Origin of the sequence: Mucilaginibacter sp., from assembly GCF_036568825.1 — a bacterium.
Taxonomy (GTDB): Bacteria; Bacteroidota; Bacteroidia; order Sphingobacteriales; family Sphingobacteriaceae; genus Mucilaginibacter.
On record NZ_DATCRU010000108.1, the window covers coordinates 1 to 21,815 of the forward strand.

Consider the following 21,815-nt stretch of genomic DNA (forward strand, 5'->3'; position numbering starts at 1 on the left):
GTATAGTATTACCCTCTCTTCTTCGGGTGTGAGCTTGTTGTATCCCATATTGTTTAATTAGTGAATGAGTGAGTTAGTGAATGAGTGATTGTATTCCTTTTCACCGTTACAACAAATATACGATGGGCTTGGTGTTTTGATTTTTGGAGTAAGTGCTTGTTTACATTGGGTTGACTAGGCTAATTTTTAAACTTGTCATGCTGAACGATAGTGAAGCATCCGTCGCGAATAATACCTTAATAGACGCGCACATATATTCGGAGATTCATTGAAATTCTAGTTACCTAACAAATCCCGTAATAGATTCTTCGCTCTCGCTCAAAATGACAAACCGTTTTGTTCCGTTCGTTATTTTGTAACAGTAGTTGTGGAACAATATCTCCGACTCGTCATTGCGAATTTGTCTGAACCTGAATTATCAGAATTTAGGGGTTAACAGAATTCGAGCAATTCCGTAATTATATAAATTCGGGTTCTGATACAAACAAAAACATTATAAACAACTACTGTATTTGACCATAACTGTCATAGTGTTTTTCTATGATCTTTTTATATTCCAATATAAATCCTTGTGCTAATTCTGTAAAAAAATCGATTGAGTCTTTTAAACTGTTAAATCTAGTGGCAGACAATGTGGTTACTGCATTGGCGAGAATATATTCTAATCCCTTATAATTCCATGCACCGTAATTACCTTTTAAATAAGATCGGGATGCACCGAAATCCCCCTCATTTTCAATTATATGTTGTAAACTATGCAGTATCTTCCAGAAAATCCAACCCGGTAAAGCAAGGTTTTGGTTTAAAGACGGGTATTTGCCGAATTCTCTAATCGTTTTTATATTTTCAAGAATATTTTTAATCGTTAGTATAAGATTGACTCTTACTCTTTCTGCTTTGGGGTTAATTAGAATTAAATAATTTTCCGCTCTATTCAAATCAATCTTAGCCTGCCACATAAGGCTTTCCAATTCGCAAATCTGAGTTTTAAAAATATCTCTATTGTTATTATATGATTCGAGTCTACTTTTATTCTCTTCGAGTAGCTTCTCAAGATATAAATACTCTTTCACTGATGCTTCCATGATTGATTATGTTTATTTATAAATATACGATAAAGCAAGGTTAATTTATTTTCCTTATACATATTTACAAATGTCTGACCAATAAAAAATCCCAGCCATTTCTGACCAGGATTTCTCATATCTCAAATCTAATATCTCAGATCTATTTCTTCAATTCTTCCGCCATAGCAGCGCCTATATCGGCAGGAGATTTTACTACGCGGATACCGCATTCTGCCATGATCTTCATTTTGGCAGCAGCAGTATCATCAGCGCCGCCAACGATCGCACCGGCGTGACCCATTCTGCGTCCCGGAGGAGCGGTTTGGCCTGCGATGAAACCTACTACAGGTTTTGTTCCATTCTCTTTTATCCAGCGTGCAGCTTCAGCCTCCATGCCGCCGCCTATTTCGCCTATCATAATGATACCATGCGTGTCAGGGTCGTTCATCAGTAATTCAACTGCTTCTTTGGTGGTAGTGCCGATGATCGGGTCTCCACCTATACCGATAGCTGTAGTAATACCCATTCCGGCTTTCACTACCTGGTCTACCGCTTCGTAAGTTAAAGTTCCTGATTTTGATACTACGCCTACATTACCACTGCGGAAGATAAAGCCCGGCATGATACCGATCTTCGCCTCACCAGCAGTAATGATACCAGGACAGTTAGGACCGATCAAACGGCTGTTTCTGCCTCTCAGGTATTCCTTCACCTGGATCATATCCTTGGTTGGGATACCTTCAGTGATACAAACGATCACACCGATACCTGCCTCGGCTGCTTCCATAATGGCATCGGCAGCAAATGGCGGTGGTACGAAAATGATAGAAACGTTAGCGCCGGTTTTGGCAACTGCATCGGCTACGGTATTAAAAACAGGTCTGTCAAGGTGAGTGTTGCCGCCCTTGCCGGGAGTAACACCACCAACCACTTGTGTACCATATTCGATCATTTGCGATGCGTGGTAAGTACCTTCCTGGCCGGTAAAACCCTGAACTATTACTTTGGAATCTTTGTTTACGAGAACGCTCATAGATTTTATTATGTGTGCGCAAAGCTAAAGTTATTCATGGTAATCTCAAAGTCAATTACGATTTACGAATTACGATTTTAGATTTGCGAATTACGATTGATTAATACGCCCCGTTATCGCAGGGTGCAAGGCGGTTTGGCGTTGCGGTGAGTGTCCTTCTGTTACATTCTGCCTACAACTGCGACAGCGTAAAGCAGCGACTACCGATTCAATGGCAAATCGCTATTAATAAATTTTCTATATGGTTTTTGCAGCCTCCCTTTTATGCCGGTAAGATCAAGCATGTATTTAAGACAACTATATAGCTTTTTAGTTGAGTTTGGTGCATACCAAGCGATTATGTGATACCTTCTATCGTCCTTCCCTTCAAACAGCCAAACATCGTCATAAAATGTCGAAGTTTTTTCGTCACCATTACATGAGTCCATCTGCCAAAAATGCATATCATGCACCTTTTTAGTAAACTCAAGCCATTGACTTTCTGATATCTCCTTACTTTTTAGCGGATCGGCTTTTCTCTTCTCAGCATACCATACAGCATTGCTTTTAGACCACGAAACTGAGTAGCTATTTGCCTTTTTTTGGATACTGATAATATACTCATGATAATTAAGCGTGGGCAAACATAGAAACCTGTATTCCTCGTCTGAAATTGTATCTTTATAAAGCTTTTGCTTCATTCCAAAAAACCTGAACTGGCGAATCCAACCATAGGCATATCGCATTTCACCATTTACTACAGGATGAACTCTCCTTTTAACAGATTGGCCATGGCTATAAACTGATAGTAACAGAAGCGGAACAATAAGGAAGATTGTTTTTTTCATACTATAAATTTAAAGTTTATAGTAGTTTTTCACCGGTAACCTGTCAATTATTTTTAAATGCAGAACGATGCAATAGTGATTATTTGTCCGTCCGTCATAATATGCCACATAGTATAATGACACTGCATGACAGCCTACATTCCATCAATCGTAATTCTAAAATTGTAAATCATTCGGCCTGCGCCACAGGCGTAAACTCCTTCTCGCTCTTCGCTATCACGATACAGGCTATTCCATTGCCTATCATGTTGGTGAGCGCCCTTGCCGTCGACATAAAGCGATCTACACCTAATAATAATGCCACGCCTTCAACCGGTATCACTTTAATAGCTGTTAAGGTAGACGTGAGTACAATAAAACCGCTGCCAGTTACCCCCGCTGCGCCTTTAGAGGTGATCATGAGGATACCGATAATAACCAATTGCTGTTCTAACGATAAAGGAATATTAAACACTTGCGCCAGGAAGATGACTGACATAGAAAGGTAAATCGTCGTTCCATCCAAATTAAAAGAATACCCTGCCGGAATCACTAACCCGACTACCGATTTGGCACAACCGAATTTTTCCATCTTTTCCATCATGCTTGGTAATACAGTTTCTGATGATGAGGTACCCAGTACGATCAAAATTTCCTGCCGGATGTATTTCAGATATTGCCAAAGGCTGAACTTGAAGATCAAACTCACGATAAATAACACCACGAAAATAAAAAGCAGCATAGTTAAGAATACAGCCCCTAATAATTTTACTAATGGCCCTAACGTACTGATTCCATAAGTTGCCACGGTATAAGCCATTCCTCCAAAAGCTCCGATAGGCGCTACTCTCATCACCACACCCATTATATTGAAGAAAACCTTGTTCAGCTTTTCAAAAAAATCAACCAAAGGTTTGCCAGTCTCCTTCAATAAACTCAATCCATAACCAAACAGAATGGCGAAAAAGAGTATTTGTAAAATATCACCCTTGGCAAAAGTATCGAATACATTAGATGGAATGATATGCGCAAAAAACTCACTCCACTTCATTTCAGAAGCTGCTTTTTGGAATACTTGCAATTTGGCATTGGCTGCTCCGTGTGGTGCAGGTAATCCGCTGCCGGGTTTTATCAGGTTGGCAAAACCTACACCCATGATGAGCGCAAAGGTGGTCACGATCTCAAAGTATAATATTGCCTTACCCCCAACCCTGCCTACTTTCTTCATATCACCCATGCCAGCTATACCTAACACGATGGTCAGGAAAATAATAGGCGCGATCAGCATCGTGATCAGATCAATAAACTTTTTGCTGATAAGCTGTGCCGTCGGACCAAAATCTTTAAAATACAGTCCCACCACTACGCCCAGCACAATGGCCGCTATCACCTGGAAAGTTAAATTGGATAAGAGTTTTTTCATGCGAAAACAAGTATACGATAATTGGTGAATAGTTGTAGTGGTTGGAATGGTTGTAGTGGTGTCCGTCAAAATAATAAACAATATCATCATGCTGAACTTGTTTCAGCACCCCACTCGCTAAGTATACAGCATGCAAGTATACAGCATGCAAGTATACAGCATGGCGTCGACCTGTCCTGTGGGTTCCCGATCCGTTAGCCAACGGACTGGATGACGTAGTGAGATGTTCTGTCCGTCCATTATTTTGTAACAGTGATGAGCGGACGGACGAAAAACAAAAAGCCCCCTTCGTTCCACACGAAGAGAGCTTCTAAATGCTGTATATGTATTAATTATTGATTAGCTTACAGTGCCTGTTTGCAGGTTAACGGTATAAGTAGCGCCGTTGATAACCACCTTAGCTGAATTATTACCCAGGAAAGTGATGGTACCGTTGTAGTTCCAGGTACCTTGCCCGCCGCTGGCAGTAGTGTTAAAAGTAGCCGAGCCGCTTACCAGGTTACCTTCCTGATCGATCGTCACATTGCTGAAAGTATAATTGAATGACATAGCAGTGGTTTTGCCGCTAACTTTTGCATTTTCGGCAAAATTGATAGTACCGTTCAATGAAATGTTTGAGCTATCATCGCCCGGGGTTATTTGAGCTAATGTCAGGTTTTCGGCAATATTGAAAGTACCGTTTATTTGAGCTGTAGCTTCGGTTACTTTCAGGTTGTCGGTAATATTAAAGCCTGAAAACACGTCGTTAGTACAGTTGAAAGTGAAACCGATAGAACCCGATACTGTTGCCGATCCGCCTCCGTCACCCGCAATAGTTGCGCTGAAGGTAGTATCGGCGTGCATACCGCAGGTAATATCGCCGCCCAGATCGTTAATGCCTGTACGACCTTTGGTCAGTTTTAGCCTAAGTGCGTTACGATCCAAACCGAATTGTCCGGGAGCGCTAAGGCCACTGCTCAGGTTAAACCCACCAAAGCCTGAATACAGGGTTTGTGACAAGTTCAAAGCCATCTGACTAGCTACTGTTTTTGAGTCGACTGTTTGCGAGGAACTTGATTTTTTACATGATGTATAGCCCAATGCTGCACAGGCCATTACCACTAATGCGATGCGTTTTAATTTCATGACAAGATTTAAATTTTTTGTAATGATAAGTAGTTTTTGCCACTTATACGAAAAAAGCGATTGCTGGGTTATAGGGAGTTATGCGATTTGTTCCGTTCTTTAAGGAGTGTAACAGTAGTGCGAAACAAAACGAGTGTTCTATTAGCACTGTAACAAAATAAAGAACGGAACAAAACAAGGTGAAAGCAGAAAGGTTAAAGGCGAAAGGCACCCCGGTTTCAGTCTGTAACTGAAGCCAGTGTGGGGAGTTATAGTGTTTTGTCCGTCCGCTATTTTGTTACACTCCTTAACGGACGGACAGAAAAGCATGCTGAATAACACACCCCTGCCCCTCTCAAGAGGGGAATTTATCTGAAAGATCAACCAATCAACCACTTAACTTAATCAACCACTCACTATCTTTACATCATGAGCGACATCTACAACTTCAAACAGGTATCAGATATACTGGCATGTGCCGGTCAACCACGTGAAGGGCAGTTGCAAAGTATTGCTGATGATGGTTATCAGGTTGTTATCAACCTTGGTTTAGCAGATGGCAAATATGCTTTGGCTGATGAAGCTGCATCGGTTACTAAGTTGGGTTTAGCTTATCATCATTTGCCAATTATTTTTGATGATCCGCAGTTGAGTGAGTTAACTGATTTTATCAGGCTGATGAATGAACATAGTCACCAGAAAACATTAGTGCATTGTGCTGCTAATTACAGAGCATCTGCCTTTACAGGTTTATATCTTTTTGCCACTGACATTTTGAATCAACATGAAATGCAGAAATTTATTGAAGAAGTATGGCAACCAGATGGGATATGGCAGCAGTTTATTGATGATGCTGTACTTTGGTTGACTAGTGATTGATGATTGGTTGTAAAAGTTGTATTGGTTGAAATGGTTGAGTTGAGTTAGATTTAAACTCTCATTTCCCAAATATTCTGTGATAAACCTCTTTTAATTGTTGCATCGGAACAGGTGTTAAAATATTTCGAGCTGGAAAAACTAAAAGAACATCGTCATCACTAACATATAAAACATAATGATTGTGAATGCTGTCAGGTTTTTCGGGCGAGAAACCTGGCCTGCCGTTAAACAGTTTCTCAAATCGTTTCTCAATTATCTCTGCTTCTCTTCTAAAAGCGGTTATTCTTTCGTCCATAGTGTTATCAAACACAAACTTAACCTTCGCCCTCAACTTAATCAACCACTTAACTCTATCAACTTAATCAACCATTTTTCTTAATTTCGCAACCTCAAACGCGAGATTATAAGCAATGGACTATCAATTTAAAGATATAGAGCAAAAGTGGCAGCAGTTTTGGGCCAAAAATCAAACCTTCAAGGTTGATAACGATTCCCAAAAACCCAAGTATTATGTGCTGGATATGTTTCCGTATCCATCAGGTGCGGGGTTGCATGTTGGACACCCGCTGGGCTATATCGCTTCCGATATTTTTGCGCGCTATAAGCGTTTGCGAGGTTTTAATGTGCTGCACCCGATGGGCTACGACAGCTTTGGCTTACCTGCCGAGCAGTACGCCATCCAAACCGGTCAGCACCCCGCCATTACTACCGAGACAAATATCGCTACTTACCGCCGTCAGCTTGACCAGATAGGTTTCTCGTTCGACTGGAGCCGCGAGGTTCGTACTAGCTCACCCGACTTCTACAAGTGGACGCAGTGGATATTTATGCAGCTGTTCAACTCCTGGTATAATAAGGCTGCGGATAAGGCTGAATCGATAGAAAAACTGGTTGCTCACTTTGAGCAGAACGGTTCATCAGGCATCAATGCGGTATGTGATGAGGATATATTGACCTTTACCGCTGATGAGTGGAATGCCATGAACAATAACGATCAGCAGGAAGAATTGCTAAAATACCGCCTTACTTACCTGCGCGAAAGCACCGTAAACTGGTGTGCCGCGTTAGGCACTGTACTAGCTAACGACGAGGTAAAAGACGGCTTTAGCGAGCGCGGTGGTTATCCAGTTGAACAAAAGAAAATGATGCAATGGAGCATGCGCATCACCGCCTATGCCGAGCGTTTACTACAAGGCTTAGATACCATTGACTGGCCCGAACCATTGAAGGAAATGCAAAGGAACTGGATAGGTAAGAGTGTGGGCGCGTCTGTGAAATTTACGATTTACGATTTACGATTTACGAATGCCACTGATCACCAGTCACCGGTCACTGATAACTATATAGAAGTATTTACTACACGCGTTGACACAATTTTTGGTGTTACCTTTTTGGTATTGGCTCCTGAGCATGAATTAGTGCCATCATTAACTACGCCTGAGCAGAAGGCTACGGTGGATGCTTACATCGCGCAAAGCAAAAAGAAATCTGAGTTGGACCGCATGGCAGATACCAAAACGGTATCAGGTGCTTTTACGGGCAGCTATGTCATCAACCCGGTGAACAATGAGCGTGTGCCTTTATATATCGCTGATTATGTTTTGGCGGGATATGGTACCGGCGCAGTAATGGCAGTACCATCAGGCGATCAGCGCGATTATCTTTTCGCTAAACATTTTGATCTGCCGATCATCCCGATCATCGACATACAAAAAATAGAAACCGAAGCCGACCCAACCAAAGAAGGTACTTATATCAACTCCGACTTTATGAACGGATTGAACTATAAGGACGGTACGGCAAAAGTGATAGAATTTTTAGAAGGCAAAGGCGCAGGCAAAGCTAAGGTGAACTTCCGTATGCGTGACGCCATATTCGGTCGTCAGCGTTATTGGGGCGAACCAGTGCCGGTTTACTTTAAGGATAATCTGCCTCATTTGATAGATGAGAAGGATTTGCCTTTAATACTTCCTGAAATTGACAAATATTTACCAACCGAAACAGGCGAGCCACCATTGGGTCGTGCTACGGGATGGAATTATAATGGGTTCGAGTACGAGTTGAGTACCATGCCGGGTTGGGCTGGTTCCAGCTTTTACTGGTACCGTTACATGGATCCGAAGAACGACAAAGAGTTTGCATCTAAAAAAGCTATTGAGTACTGGAAGAATGTCGACCTGTATATCGGCGGTTCGGAGCATGCAACCGGCCACCTGTTATACAGCCGTTTCTGGAACAAGTTTTTGAAGGATATGAACCTGGCGATTGAAGAAGAGCCGTTCAAAAAGCTCATTAACCAGGGGATGATACAGGGAAGGAGTAATTTTGTATACAGATTGATTGATGATGAAGGACGTGGTACCAATACTTTCGTTTCTCATGGTTTGGTTAAGGAATACAAGACTTACGAGTTGCATGTTGATGTGAACATTGTAGAGAATGATATCCTCGATATCAACAAGTTCAAACAATGGAGAGAAGATTTTAAGAACGCTGAGTTCATTTTGGAAAACGGAAAATACGTTTGCGGCGTGGAGATCGAAAAAATGTCGAAATCCAAGTTCAACGTAGTTAACCCGGATGACCTGATCGCAAAATATGGCGCTGATACTTTACGCATGTACGAGATGTTCCTCGGCCCATTAGAGCAAAGCAAACCGTGGAACACCAATGGTATCGAAGGCGTGTTTAAGTTCCTGCGTAAGTTCTGGAAACTTTTCCATGATGAGCAGTTCAACTTCAGGGTATCAGAAGAAGCACCATCTAAAGCTGAATTGAAATCATTACATAAGATCATCCGCAAGGTAGAGGAAGATATTGATCGTTTCTCGTTCAATACTTCGGTATCCAGCTTTATGATCGCTGTTAATGAATTGACCGATTTGAAATGCAATAAGAGAGCTATCCTGCAAGATTTAGTAATCGTGTTATCGTCTTATGCACCGCATATTTGTGAGGAGTTGTGGGTATTATTAGGTAACGAGGCTGGTACTCTATCCTATGCAGATTATCCAAAATTCAATCCGGAATATTTGATTGAGGATGAGTTTGCTTACCCAATCTCCATCAACGGCAAAATGAAAATGAACCTGAACATTTCATTAAGCCTTGATGCTCCGGCTATCGAAAGCGTTGTCGTTGGCAATGCCGATGTACAAAAGTACCTGGATGGCAAATCGCCTAAAAAGGTGATTGTGGTGAAGGGTAGGATTGTGAATATAGTGGTGTAAAACAAACTATAGGGTGTCATGCTGAGGCTCTCGAAGCATGGCGGGCAGGCCTCTACGCGCCGCACTTCGACGCACTCTGGTTTAAGTCTCTGACTTAAATCATCCATGGATTGGAGGACTGTGTCCGGGTATAGCACTCAAAGTAAGTTGTGGACAACAAAAAATATATGTATCCAACGCCGGACAGAGTCCTGTAGTCATAAGTGATTTAAGTCGCCCTGCGGAAGACTTAAACCAGAAATGGGGCTCCGGCTATCGAAAGCGTTGTCGTTGGCAATGCCGATGTACAAAAATATCTCGATGGTAAATCGCCTAAAAAGGTGATTGTGGTGAAGGGTAGGATTGTGAATATTGTGGTGTAAAAACAAACTATAGGGTGTCATGCTGACGCTCTCGAAGCATGGCGGGCAGGCCTCTACGCGCCGCACTTCGACTGAGCTCAGTGTGACAGAATGACAAAAGGGAAATGAGGTTTGAGACCTTTGTCCAATTTCCCTTACCACAGCTGTTATACTCCCAAACGGACGGACATATCTTTATTTATTTAACCTGGTAACGAATAAGTGACAAACGCAGTCATTACTAAAAAAAGAACCGTTTGCTGTAACATTTGCACTAATTTCGCCTCCAATTACGAAAATGATTTGAAATGAAACGTATACTTTTACTTTTTGCAATAATATTATCAACCGTACTTACAGCTAAGGCGCAGCTTGGCGGCGTGGGTGGCGGCTCATCTATAGTGGGAAAGGTATCGGGCACACTGATTGATTCCGTTTCCAAAAAGCCTTTGGATTACGCTTCCGTAAGTATCTTCCGTGCTACAGGTTCCTCTCCCATCAACGGCGTCCTTACCGACGAAAAGGGTAACTTCAAAATAGAAGGCCTTCACCCCGGCAGCTATAAACTGAGAATTACCTATGTAGGTTATCCTGACAAATTTGTTACCGGTGTTGTTACTACCGACTCGAAACCCGATAAAAATATGGGTACGATTGTAGTGGCGCCAAGTGCGAAAGCATTAAAGGGAGTTGAAGTCACCGGTACAGCAGCATTAGTTGAAAACAAGATCGACAAAATAGTATACAATGCTGAAAAAGACCTTACAGCAGCAGGTGGTAACGCCAGCGACGTTTTACAAAAAGTGCCTTTGGTAGCTGTAGACATTAATGGTAACGTTTCCTTACGCGGCGACCAGAACGTGCGTGTTTTGATCAACGGCAAACCTTCGGGTGCTACTTCTGCCAGCTTATCGGATGTGTTAAAAACCATTCCTGCTGACCAGATCAAAAGTATCGAAGTAATCACTTCGCCATCTGCAAAATATGATGCAGAAGGCTCAGCAGGTATCATCAACATCATCACCAAGCAAAAGAATATGACCGGTATCAGCGGTTCAATCAGCGGCGGTGTGGGTACACGTCAGAATAACGGCAACATCAACCTGAATTACAACAAAAACCGTTTCAGCCTGTCGATGAATGCCGGTGGCAACTTAACCTGGCCTCAAACCTCGTTAACTACTTTTGATAACGAGATCAACGAGGGCACACAGCATTTCGCCAACCAATCAAGCGGTTCTACCTATCTGAAAAGACATGGTGGCATAGGCAACGTTTCGGCTAACTACGATTTCAATGCTTATAACTCCCTTCATACCAATATCCGTCTAAATCAGGGTGGCTTTGATCCGAATTCAACTACCCAGAATGCTTATATCAACTACAATATACCTGACTCAAATAAGTTGTATAATGGTAATAGCTTAAGCCATAACACATTCGGCGGCTTTGACTGGAACCTTGATTATACCCACAAGTTCAAAAAAGAAGGCGAAGAGCTGGATATATCAACCCAATGGAGCCATAGCAAGATCGTAACCGATTATACCAACTATTACACCGGCGATCTTCCTGCAGGTTATGAAAACACCAAAAATAACATTGACGGTTTAAACAATGAGTACACTTTACAGGTGGATTATACCCTGCCGGTAAGCAAAACATTTAAGTGGGAAGCTGGTGGTAAAGAGATCATTCGTCGTATTAACAGTACATCGGACCTTTTTGATTCAAATAACTTTAGTTTGTTAGACAGTCTGAATTCGAGCAAATACAATTACAATCAGAATGTAACCGCCGGATACAGTGTGTTTACTATTACCTTGCCAAAATCATGGACAGTGATGGCAGGTGTGCGCGACGAATATACAAGCATCAATGGTGCAGCCAGTTCGGGGGATGAGCAGAATTTGCCTCCTGTTAACCAGGGATATAATACTTTCATCCCAAGCCTTACCATACAGAAGGCGCTGACTCCTACACAAACCATCAAGTTATCGTACAGCAAACGTATTACACGCCCAAGCTTGCAGTTCCTGAACCCGTATGTCAACAAGACTAACATTACCGCACAGACAGAAGGTAACCCTAACCTGGCGGCGGAAGTATCGCAGTCTATCGAGTTGGGGTATACCACGTTTATCAAATCATCGGTTATCAATACATCACTCTATTACAGGCATACGTCTGATGTGATCGAAAATATCGTAGGGCCACTGCCATCGGCTGATACCAGCGTGCATGGTACATTAACCCAATACCAGAACGCTACTGTAAACAATTCATTTGGTTTTAGTTTCTTTGGTTCTGTCAGCCCGATCAAAATACTGACCTTCCGTGCGAGCGCCAACGTTTATACTTACCACCCTACCCCATACGCCCAGTATGCAGAGTTTTTCTCACAGTCAGGAACTTATATTCAATACAATGCCTTCGTTATGGGCGAACTGGATCTGAGCGGTGGTTTTATTGCACAAGTATTTGCGATAGAAAACTCTCCACGTCATACCATCCAGGGTACAAGCCCGTCATTCAGTTTACTGGGTGCAGGCGTGCGTAAGCAGTTCCTGAAAAAGAAGGCTTCTATCGGTATCAACACATTGGAGCCGTTTAATAAATATAAGGACTTCAACACCAAAACTGTCAGCAATGGCTTGAACCAAACCAGTACGTTTGCGTTCCCATTCCGCTCGGTTGGTTTAACATTTAGCTACAGCTTCGGTAAAACTACTTTCAGCAATCCGCAGCAGAAAAAAGGCGTTAATAACGACGACATGAAGCAAGGCGACCAAAACGGTGGCGTAGGCGGCGGTCCGGGTACCAGGTAATAAATATTAGATTGTCAATTATATTTAGATGTGCAGGTGAGAAATCATCTGCACATTTTTTTTGTCTGAACCATGATTCGCATGATTTAAGGATTACTATGATTACCTTTCAAACGAAAAATGGGTGTCACACTGAGGTCCTCGAAGTGCGGCGCGCAAAGGCCTGACCTGTATATTGTCTGAACCGCAGATTGGTTTGATTATAGGATTTCGCAGATTAATGTTGGTCCACGTTGATACCAATCTGCTTCAATAAAAGAGAAGCATTAAATGTCTTGCATTCACCATGTTTGATTTTATAATCGAACAGCATCTCGCCATCCTTTACCTGGATATCAAAATAAAAATTGCGGATGTAATCGGGATATTGTTTTTCCAGTTCAGCTATTTGCAGATCGTGCGTGGCGACCATCCCTACTCCTTTTTTGCTGATCAATTGTTGTATTACTGCTTTTGAGCCCAGGTATTTATCTACAGAGTTGGTTCCCCGCAGCATTTCGTCTATCAGGAAGAATATTTTAGTATTGCTATCCACCGCAGCAAGCAGCATTTGCAGGCGATCAAGTTCGGCTTTAAATGTTGAGGTGCTTTCATTCAGTGAATCTTTGATACGCATGTAACTCAACACCGTCATTACAGATACCTGCATCGACTCCGCACAAACCGGAGCACCACATAAGGCTAGTACGGCGTTAATACCTATAGTTCTCAGAAAGGTACTTTTCCCGGCCATGTTAGAACCGGTTATGATGTCGATTTTATAAGTGTCAATTAACTCATAATCATTAGCAATGCGCTGATTAATTGGAATCAATGGATGAGCAATTTGCTTTGCAGCAATGGTATAAGTTTCGCTCTCAATAATCTCAGGGAAACACCAATCCGGGTAATTGATATGCAAACTTGCCAGACTGATGAGCGCCTCATATTGGGCGATGACATCAAAAGCATCTTCCAGGTTTTGATGGTTGGTTCGTTTCCAGTTTTCGATGGCGATCACCTGCTTCAATGTCCACAAAAAGAATACATTCAGTATAAAGCCAATGATCATGATCAGATTGTACTCTAATTTATTGATCAGTCTGCCCAATTCTTTTATTCGTTCTGAAGTATGTTCTGTCTTAAGCTTTTGGGCAAGATCATTACACATCCCTTGCTGCCATTGTTCTATCTCAATGGACTCGAATACAAGCGAATAGTTAGTGAGAATCTTGCCTATTTTACCTGCTATTGCTGTCGATTTCAGCATAACGCCCCCTTTTGACGAAAGGATTAACAGGTTTATAATAGCGATAATGATCGCGATAAGCCAACCCAGTCTATAGAAATACCCACCTATAATTAAACCTGTCAAGAGAAATGGTGCTATTCTTATATACTGCGATAACAGCTTCTCACCAGGAATTTCCAAAGGAATATGCAGATAGGTAAACAATCGTTGCAGTGAGTCGGTATCATCCTTACCCGCAAATATTAATTTAGCTTGCAGCGACAACTTCCAATCATTCTTAGCAGCTAATTCTGCTACCGCAGATTGTCTTGATGATATCTCAGTTTTTTCATTTGGTGCACTTAGCCAATCAGCCAGTTTCTTATTTCCGAATGAAGTAGCAGCACGGTTGGTGAGTTGAAACAAAGAAGCATCACCAAAAATGTCGAGGTCAGAAGTGTAAAAGTGTTTGTCATTTGCAAATTGCCGCCCATCTTCATAGATATTCTGATGGCTGAGCATACTTTGAATTTCATTTTCGTTCACTTTAACCAGGTTCTGAAAATATTCTTTCTGCTGCTCAAATATGCTTTGGCGAGATACCAGCCATGCAAAACAAAGTAGCAAAACGAAAACCGATACGCCAATGATGGTGAAATTATTCAGGCGATCAGCAATATATATTGACAGTGCAATCAGAGCGAATACGCCAAGCCTCATAAATGAGTAAATGTCAGCTAACTTTTTATATTTAATAACCTGCTCTTTGGCACCTTCTGCACGGCTTCGGTAATCATCTATGATATACTGTTCCACTGATAAATTTTTGTTGTAAGGTTGAAATGTTGTAAAGTTGTAATGTTTTTTGACTTATTCTATTAAGTTTTATTATTTATCAAGGAAAATGAGATTGATCCAACTTTTCAACCTTCCAACTTTGCAACGTTACAACACCAGAAAATGAAAATCACCCTGCTGATAGTCGGCAAAACAGAAGATGCTTATTTAAAGGAGGGGATTGATAAATACCTGAAACGTCTGAAGTTTTATGCTAAAGTCGAGATCGCTGAAATAGCTGAATTAAAAAACACCAAAGCACTTACCGAACAACAGCAGAAAAGCAAAGAGGCCGAACTGATCCTCAAAAAACTGACTGCTAACGATTACGTCATTTTGCTGGATGAAAAAGGCATGGAGCTATCATCATCACAGTTTGCAGCTTATATCGATAAAAAAGCTATTGGCTCAGTGACTAATCTCGTTTTTATAGTTGGCGGCCCGTATGGGTTTGACCAATCACTTTACCAGCGTGCAAATGATAAATTATCGCTGTCGCGGATGACTTTTTCTCATCAGATGGTACGTTTATTTTTTGTAGAACAGCTTTACCGCGCATTCACGATTATTAAAGGCGAACCCTATCATCACTCCTGACCAAAAAGACGAAATCGTCAGTTTTTTGTAAAATCCTGGTTTTTAAGACAGAAAAAAGACAATTCCAATTTATTCAGTATCTAATTTTGATGCAAATCCCCTATGACATGCATCAAGTATTACTCGAATTAGTCTCTGTAAAGTTTATTATTCTTTATATTCTTATTATTTCCACTGTCATTGTTCATTACAGGGGCAAGGTTCGGTATAAGTTTTTCAGACAACTTACCGATCACTCAACCTTTATGGCGCCCATCAATATGCCGATGTATGCTTTGTCAGGTGTAGAAAATAAACCATACATTAACCAGGCAAACTTCCCGCAACTGGCAGTATTGAAAGCCAACTGGCAGACGATTCGTGATGAAGCCTTACAGCTGGAACGCGAGGAATTGATTAAAGGATCAGATAAGTATAACGATGTAGGTTTCAATTCCTTCTTCAGGCGAGGATGGAAACGTTTTTACCTGAAATGGTATGACGATTTCCACGAATCAGCCAAAAAACATTGCCCCCAAACTATCGAACTGATAAAAAGCGTGCCTTCTATTAAGGCAGCCATGTTTGCTGTGTTACCTGCAGGCAGTCAGCTTTTGCAGCATCGCGACCCTTATGCAGGCTCGCTGCGTTATCATTTAGGGTTGATCACCCCGAATTCCGAAGATTGTCATATTGTTGTGGACGGACAGAGCTATTACTGGAAAGATGGTGATGATGTGATCTTTGATGAAACTTATATTCATCATGCCGAAAACAGAACCGATGTTGACCGTATCATCCTGTTTTGTGATATCGAGCGCCCTGTAAAAACCATGTTTGGCCGTGGATGGAACAAATTCTTCGGCTGGTTTATTATGGCTGCAGCAGCATCGCCAAATATGGGTAATGATAAAACCGGGAACATCAATAAGGTATTCAAGTATATTTACTCCATTAGGCTTTTAGGCAAACGCATTAAGGCCTACAATATCAGGCTGTATTATGTGGTAAAATATCTGTTACTGCTTATCATATTGTACTTTGCTTTTTTCAGGTGGATCATTAATCTGATTTTTAAACACTAACTTTGCCTGCATGTCAGCAGGTCACTCCCATTCGCACGATCATTCGCACTCGCATTCACATGGGCACGGTCATCACCATCATCATGACCATACCCCAAAACTGGATCATCTAAACAGCGCCTTTATTATTGGCATTGTTTTAAACTCTGCCTTTGTAGTGCTGGAAGTGATTGCCGGTTTGTGGAGCCATTCATTATCCTTACTAACTGACGCCGGACATAATTTGAGTGATGTTGCAGGGCTAGCTTTAGCTTTGCTTGCTTTTAAACTGAGTAAGGTAAGCTCCAACAGGGAATACACTTACGGTTATAAACGCTCAACCATCATTGTGTCCTTCTTTAATGCCCTGGTGTTGTTTATCGCCGTTGGTTTTATTGGCTACGAAGCAATCATGCGTTTTATCCACCAGGAAGCCGTAGCCGGCGGTACAATGGCCTGGGTAGCCTTCGCCGGTATAGGTATTAATGGATTTACTGCATGGCTTTTTGTAAAGGATAAAGACAAAGACCTGAATGTAAAAGGTGCCTACCTGCACATGGCTGTTGATGCAATTGTGTCGTTCGGTGTAGTAGTTTCAGGTATTATCATCTATTTCACTCATTTATACTGGATAGACAGCGTAGTAAGTTTGATCGTAGCTATCGTTATCCTGCGCGGCACCTGGAGCTTATTAATCGACAGCCTACGCCTCGAGATGGATGGCGTTCCGAAAGAAATGGATCTGGAAAAGATCAAACAGGAACTAATGAAAGCGAAAGGCGTTGTAGATGTTCACCACGTTCACGTATGGGCATTAAGTACTACCGAAAACGCATTAACCGCACATTTGGTGATCGATCAAAACGCTGTATCTTCTTTCGATAACATCAAACACGATCTGCGCCACCGACTGGAGCATTTATCCATTAGTCACAGCACTTTTGAACCGGAGTTCACGGATGAGAAGTGTTTGCATGTGGATTGTTAATTGGTACATGCAGCTAACTCCATGCCATGCTGAACTTGTTTCAGCACCTCATCATAAAGGTATACGCCTACAAGGTAACCCGTTTGATTAGCAGCTATGCATTGATCTACGAAAAATCATTAAATTGAACCTGTAAATCAAAAACCTTATCATGCTCTATAAACAAGGTTATGTCTACGTCATGACCAATAAATACCGAACGACTTTTTATATCGGAGTTACAAGTGATCTCAGAATAAGAGTTTGGCAGCACATTAATAATGAAGGCTCACAATTCGTAAAGAAATATAGATTATATGACCTTGTATTCTTTGAGTATTTCGAGAGAATAACAGACGCGATAGATAGGGAAAAGCAGTTAAAAAATTGGCATCACGATTGGAAAGTCAATCTGATTAAGTCGATGAATCCTGAAATGAAGGATTTGAAGGATCAATTGGAATTGTAAGATTCAATTCATGATCACAAAGCATGGCGCAGACTTAGCAAGTGGGGTGCTGAAACAAGTTCAGCATGACCCCCTCTTTTTAATATTTTATTTCTTTTTTGCCTTAGCCTTTGGTGCAGCTTCTTCTTCCGCAATTTCAGCTTTAGCTTTCGCAGGCGCTTTTGCTTTTTTAGCAGGCTTGGTTTCTTCGGTAGATTTAGCCTCTTCAACCGGTGCAGCTATCGGCTCTGAGTCTGCAACAGGCGCTGCTTCTTCATTCGGATCAGGCTCGCTGAACAAAGGCAGGCCCTTCAGGATATGATACCATGAAACGATCTTCTTCATATCAGAAGCATATACCTTTTCTTCATCGTGAGCAGGCGCTACTTCTCTGAAAAAGTCACGCAATACTTTACCATCGGCTTTTGCATCCGGAACGCTTTTCGCATCCTTCATGCGGCCAAATACATCAGTCAGACGGATATCTTCATAATCGCCAAAAATGGTGATCTCATCAAGCGCAGCAATCTTGGCAGTCGACAGGTTAGCTACCAGCTTAGTTTTATTGGCATCAAGGCTTTCCAGAATAAACCCTGTTTTGTTTTGAGCCAATGCTTTCCACAAACCCGGTTTACCTGATACCGATACTATTCCACGTAAATTCATTTTTTTAGTTGTATTGGTTGTAGTTGTTGCAGGGGTTGTAAAGGTTGTAGTAATTATAAAGGTTGTAAGGGTTAAAAACATTTGCCACTTTACCAACCTCTACAACATTTTCAACTTTTATAACCTCTTCAACTTTTATTTACTCCTCAATTACTTCAACACCCAAAATCTTATCACCCTGGCGAATGCTGTCAACTATGTCAACGTTCTCGATCACTTTACCAAAACAGGTATGGTTTCTGTCGAGGTGGGCAGTGTTATCGCGGCTGTGGCAGATAAAAAATTGTGAGCCACCTGTGTTACGACCAGCATGAGCCATCGAAAGTACGCCACGATCATGATATTGATTGTCGCCGGTCAGTTCACAATCTATGTGGTAACCCGGACCGCCTGTTCCTGCGCGGTAAGCTGTATCAGGATTTTTTGAGAAAGGGCATCCGCCTTGTACCACGAAATTCGGGATCACACGGTGAAAAGTTACACCATCGTAAAAGCCTTCTTTAGCCAGTTTCTTGAAGTTTGCAACTGTATTCGGAGCGTCTTTGTCGTAGAATTCTACGGTCATATCGCCTTTTGCAGTCTTTATTATTGCTTTGCTCATCGCTACTTATTTAATTGGACTGCAAAGTTAGTAAAAAAGGGTAAAGGCAAAAGTTGAAAGGAGAAAGTGAGTTAAATCCCATTGTCATAAAATAACTTAACCGAAATATTATGCCCGGCTATCTCATCAATCCGGTCCTTTATTAGGTCATGGATATTTTCCCATAACTCTCTGTGCTCTTTCCAGAACAGTGGTGGTCTGCTCAAAACATTTTGCAACAGATCTCCGGCGTAGAAATCTCCCTCGGCAAAAAGGTTATCATTTAATACCTGGATAGCCAACGGAATCAAATATATTAATCCTTCATTCTGGCCAATCATGAGCCTGATGTCCTCAACTGAAAGTTCATTCAATGGCACTTTCCTAAGTCTCAATACCTTATTTATAAGAGGAAAATTAGTTTTTGGTATGTCTATCGGCTTTTTCTCTAAATTCTCTAACGATTTCTGTTCCCAGTTACTCTCCATCATCTTAAATGTAATATGCGCTAAATATATTACATCGCCTTCAATTGTTAAAAATAGTTAAGATGCTCTTTCATACCCCTAAATCACAATACCTTCTGAAATAATTCGTTACTTTAGCGGGTATGATACGTGTCTTTCTGATTTCTATAGTTTTATTGTTCATTGTCAATTTAAGTTTTGCGCAGGGTAATTTGACGGGCCGGGTACTGGAAAATAAAACCCGTATACCAATTGCCGGTGTGAGTGTACAGAATCTTAAATCGAATGTTTTTGGTGTTACTGATAAGAATGGCTTATTCTCAATCCGCGCACACGTTGGCGATCTCATCACTTTTTCTTCTTTTGCCTACGAAACTGATACGCTTTATGTAAAAGATCTTGGCTCGACTGAGATTTTAATGAATCTGAAAGGTACAAACCTGAAAGGCGTAACCATCAGAGACCAACAAACAAGGCTTGGCAATCTTACCGCTCCCCCTACTTTATCTCCATTCGGTGGTCAAACTGTCGTTTATTCCAAGGATGCAGATGGCAACTACAAAGGCGGTCTGACAATGAACATATTCGATTCTCATGCAGACGCAAAAAAAAGGGCGAAAGCTATACAGTTAGGAAAAGACGAGGAATTAAAACAGAAAATTGCTGCGGAATTCAGTCCTGACAGGTTAAAAGATTATGTTCCGCTGAAGGGGCAGGAAATGACCAATTTCATCATAATGTATACACCGACCATGGATACGTATAATGCCCCGGAGTTTAATCTTCCTGCGTATATTGATTCAACTTATAAGGAATTCATGAAAATTCCGAAACCAAGAAGGGAATCAAAGGATCTTACCGACCTGAATGCCAAACCAAGTGAGTAACGATTCCGTTAAACTCATAATAGCCTCAACAATTATTCGTTACTTTTAACTGGGTAATTACATGAATATTAGCTTCAAACACCTTTCGCCTTTTAGTTTTCGCCTTTGGGTTATCCTGGGGTTACTAATTTTACCGGTCATCGGAAGGGCGGCTTCTATTCTTATACCCATGGATGAAGATCAGAAGGATCACCTGAAATCATACGGCATAGCTTTCTGGACGCTCAAGAATGGTGAAGAAGTTGACTGGCTACTCAATTACCGCGGCGGCAGCTTTATGATGAAGTACAATAAAAACATCGAAGATGAGTGCAAAATACGTGGCGTAAGCTATGAGGTATTGGCTGATGCTAAAGTAAGCGAGATCGTTACCCAGATAAGCGATCCATCTGTGAATATGGACCTGGTGAAGCTAGAGAAAGCGCCTAAAATTGCAGTGTATTCGCCTAAAAATAAGCTACCCTGGGATGATGCCGTAACGCTGGTTCTGAAATATGCTGAGATCCCGTATGATGTTGTATATGATGAAGAGGTGATCCGTGGGGATCTGCCTAAATATGACTGGCTGCACCTGCACCACGAAGACTTTACCGGACAATACAGCAAATTTTACGGTTCATTTCGCTATGCGCAATGGTATAATGATGACGTAAAGATACAGGAAGCCATGGCGCATAAGCTAGGCTTCAAGAAAGTATCACAAATGAAGCTTGCCGTAGCTGAGCACATTCGTGACTTCTGTTCAGGTGGAGGGTTTTTGTTTGCTATGTGTTCAGGTACAGACACATTTGACATTGCACTAGCTGCTTCAAATACCGATATCTGTGAAAGCATGTTCGATGGTGATGCCGCTGATCCGGATGCACAATCTAAACTGGACTTTACGCAGACTTTCGCTTTCCAGAATTTCACGCTGGATATGAACCCTATGTCGCACCAGTTTAGCAATATCGATGTTACTACCACCCGCCAGGTTGAACGCACACGTGATTTCTTTACCCTGTTTGATTTCTCTGCTAAATGGGATGTTGTACCCAGCATGCTCACTCAAAATCACGATAAAGTGATCAAAGGATTTATGGGATTAACCACCGCCTTTAACGAAAAGCTGCTTAAACCAGGTGTAACCATTATGGGCGAAATGAAGACCGGTAATGAAGCCCGTTATATCCACGGTGAATATGGCAAAGGTCAATGGACCTTTTATGGCGGCCACGACCCTGAAGATTACCAGCACGTAGTAGGCGACCCTCCTACTGATCTGAAACTGCATCCAAACTCTCCTGGATATCGTTTGATCCTCAATAACGTATTATTTCCAGCTGCTCATAAGAAGAAGCAGAAAACGTGATCTCAGTTTGCAGTGGGCGGTTTGCAGTGGGCAGACTTATATACTGCAAAA

19 protein-coding genes are annotated in these 21,815 nt (G+C 41.6%); 9 read left to right on the forward strand and 10 right to left on the reverse strand.

From position 1 onward, the window contains the following. Positions 1–503: 503 nt before the first annotated feature. From VIM89_RS23405 to VIM89_RS23425, 5 genes are all read right to left on the reverse strand, one after another. Positions 504–1,085 carry a hypothetical protein gene (locus VIM89_RS23405; protein ID WP_488158615.1) on the reverse strand — a complete coding sequence of 194 codons (582 nt, stop codon included), beginning with the start codon at positions 1,083–1,085 and terminating at the stop codon, positions 504–506. 142 nt (positions 1,086–1,227) lie between these two features. Then, complete coding sequence (gene sucD / locus VIM89_RS23410) at positions 1,228–2,100, reverse strand: succinate--CoA ligase subunit alpha (protein ID WP_488158616.1); 873 nt, start codon at positions 2,098–2,100, stop codon at positions 1,228–1,230. Positions 2,101–2,300: 200 nt separating this feature from the next. After that, entirely contained in the window at positions 2,301–2,927 is a 627-nt protein-coding gene (locus VIM89_RS23415) for a hypothetical protein (RefSeq protein WP_488158617.1), read from the reverse strand. A 169-nt stretch (positions 2,928–3,096) separates the two neighbouring features. Continuing rightward, the gene (gene dctA, locus VIM89_RS23420) at positions 3,097–4,329 is read right to left on the reverse strand and encodes a C4-dicarboxylate transporter DctA (RefSeq protein WP_488158618.1); all 1,233 of its coding nucleotides are present in this window, start codon (positions 4,327–4,329) and stop codon (positions 3,097–3,099) included. Positions 4,330–4,668: 339 nt separating this feature from the next. Next, positions 4,669–5,454 carry a hypothetical protein gene (locus tag VIM89_RS23425; RefSeq protein WP_488158619.1) on the reverse strand — a complete coding sequence of 262 codons (786 nt, stop codon included), beginning with the start codon at positions 5,452–5,454 and terminating at the stop codon, positions 4,669–4,671. Between the two features lie 408 nt (positions 5,455–5,862). Between VIM89_RS23425 and VIM89_RS23430 the strand changes: the two genes are divergently transcribed. Beyond that, positions 5,863–6,312 (forward strand): protein tyrosine phosphatase family protein, encoded by a 450-nt coding sequence (locus tag VIM89_RS23430; protein WP_488158620.1) that lies wholly within the window; start codon positions 5,863–5,865, stop codon positions 6,310–6,312. A gap of 58 nt (positions 6,313–6,370) precedes the next feature. Here the strand turns inward: VIM89_RS23430 and VIM89_RS23435 are convergent, their stop codons facing one another. Further along, on the reverse strand, positions 6,371–6,607 hold the full coding sequence (locus tag VIM89_RS23435; RefSeq protein WP_488158621.1) for a hypothetical protein: 237 nt from the start codon (positions 6,605–6,607) through the stop codon (positions 6,371–6,373). Between the two features lie 115 nt (positions 6,608–6,722). On the opposite strand from VIM89_RS23435, the gene leuS reads away from it, so the two are divergent. Together leuS and VIM89_RS23445 are read left to right on the forward strand one after the other, a co-directional pair. Continuing rightward, positions 6,723–9,542, forward strand: coding sequence for a leucine--tRNA ligase (gene leuS, locus VIM89_RS23440; RefSeq protein ID WP_488158622.1), 2,820 nt, complete (start codon positions 6,723–6,725; stop codon positions 9,540–9,542). Between the two features lie 649 nt (positions 9,543–10,191). Then, the gene (locus VIM89_RS23445) at positions 10,192–12,711 is read left to right on the forward strand and encodes a TonB-dependent receptor (RefSeq protein WP_488158623.1); all 2,520 of its coding nucleotides are present in this window, start codon (positions 10,192–10,194) and stop codon (positions 12,709–12,711) included. A gap of 217 nt (positions 12,712–12,928) precedes the next feature. Here VIM89_RS23445 and VIM89_RS23450 read toward each other — a convergent pair whose 3' ends face one another. Continuing rightward, positions 12,929–14,737, reverse strand: coding sequence for a MutS-related protein (locus VIM89_RS23450; protein ID WP_488158624.1), 1,809 nt, complete (start codon positions 14,735–14,737; stop codon positions 12,929–12,931). Positions 14,738–14,881: 144 nt separating this feature from the next. Between VIM89_RS23450 and rlmH the strand changes: the two genes are divergently transcribed. The 4 genes from rlmH to VIM89_RS23470 all read left to right on the forward strand — a co-directional run bounded on the left by rlmH (position 14,882) and on the right by VIM89_RS23470 (position 17,834). Then, the gene (rlmH, locus tag VIM89_RS23455) at positions 14,882–15,355 is read left to right on the forward strand and encodes a 23S rRNA (pseudouridine(1915)-N(3))-methyltransferase RlmH (protein WP_488158625.1); all 474 of its coding nucleotides are present in this window, start codon (positions 14,882–14,884) and stop codon (positions 15,353–15,355) included. A gap of 107 nt (positions 15,356–15,462) precedes the next feature. Continuing rightward, positions 15,463–16,419 (forward strand): aspartyl/asparaginyl beta-hydroxylase domain-containing protein, encoded by a 957-nt coding sequence (locus VIM89_RS23460; protein WP_488158626.1) that lies wholly within the window; start codon positions 15,463–15,465, stop codon positions 16,417–16,419. Between the two features lie 10 nt (positions 16,420–16,429). Continuing rightward, positions 16,430–17,386 (forward strand): cation diffusion facilitator family transporter, encoded by a 957-nt coding sequence (locus VIM89_RS23465; protein WP_488158627.1) that lies wholly within the window; start codon positions 16,430–16,432, stop codon positions 17,384–17,386. A gap of 151 nt (positions 17,387–17,537) precedes the next feature. After that, positions 17,538–17,834 carry a GIY-YIG nuclease family protein gene (locus VIM89_RS23470; RefSeq protein ID WP_488158628.1) on the forward strand — a complete coding sequence of 99 codons (297 nt, stop codon included), beginning with the start codon at positions 17,538–17,540 and terminating at the stop codon, positions 17,832–17,834. Between the two features lie 87 nt (positions 17,835–17,921). Here VIM89_RS23470 and VIM89_RS23475 read toward each other — a convergent pair whose 3' ends face one another. The 3 genes from VIM89_RS23475 to VIM89_RS23485 all read right to left on the reverse strand — a co-directional run bounded on the left by VIM89_RS23475 (position 17,922) and on the right by VIM89_RS23485 (position 19,550). Further along, a complete protein-coding gene (locus tag VIM89_RS23475; RefSeq protein ID WP_488158629.1) occupies positions 17,922–18,479 on the reverse strand; it encodes a DUF5606 family protein in 558 nt (185 codons plus the stop codon). Between the two features lie 139 nt (positions 18,480–18,618). Continuing rightward, the gene (locus VIM89_RS23480) at positions 18,619–19,080 is read right to left on the reverse strand and encodes a peptidylprolyl isomerase (RefSeq protein WP_488158630.1); all 462 of its coding nucleotides are present in this window, start codon (positions 19,078–19,080) and stop codon (positions 18,619–18,621) included. Positions 19,081–19,151: 71 nt separating this feature from the next. Continuing rightward, entirely contained in the window at positions 19,152–19,550 is a 399-nt protein-coding gene (locus VIM89_RS23485) for a contact-dependent growth inhibition system immunity protein (RefSeq protein ID WP_488158631.1), read from the reverse strand. Positions 19,551–19,669: 119 nt separating this feature from the next. Between VIM89_RS23485 and VIM89_RS23490 the strand changes: the two genes are divergently transcribed. Beyond that, complete coding sequence (locus tag VIM89_RS23490) at positions 19,670–20,413, forward strand: peptidase associated/transthyretin-like domain-containing protein (protein ID WP_488158632.1); 744 nt, start codon at positions 19,670–19,672, stop codon at positions 20,411–20,413. A gap of 169 nt (positions 20,414–20,582) precedes the next feature. Further along, complete coding sequence (locus tag VIM89_RS23495; RefSeq protein WP_488158650.1) at positions 20,583–21,764, forward strand: asparagine synthetase B; 1,182 nt, start codon at positions 20,583–20,585, stop codon at positions 21,762–21,764. Positions 21,765–21,815 lie beyond the last annotated feature (51 nt).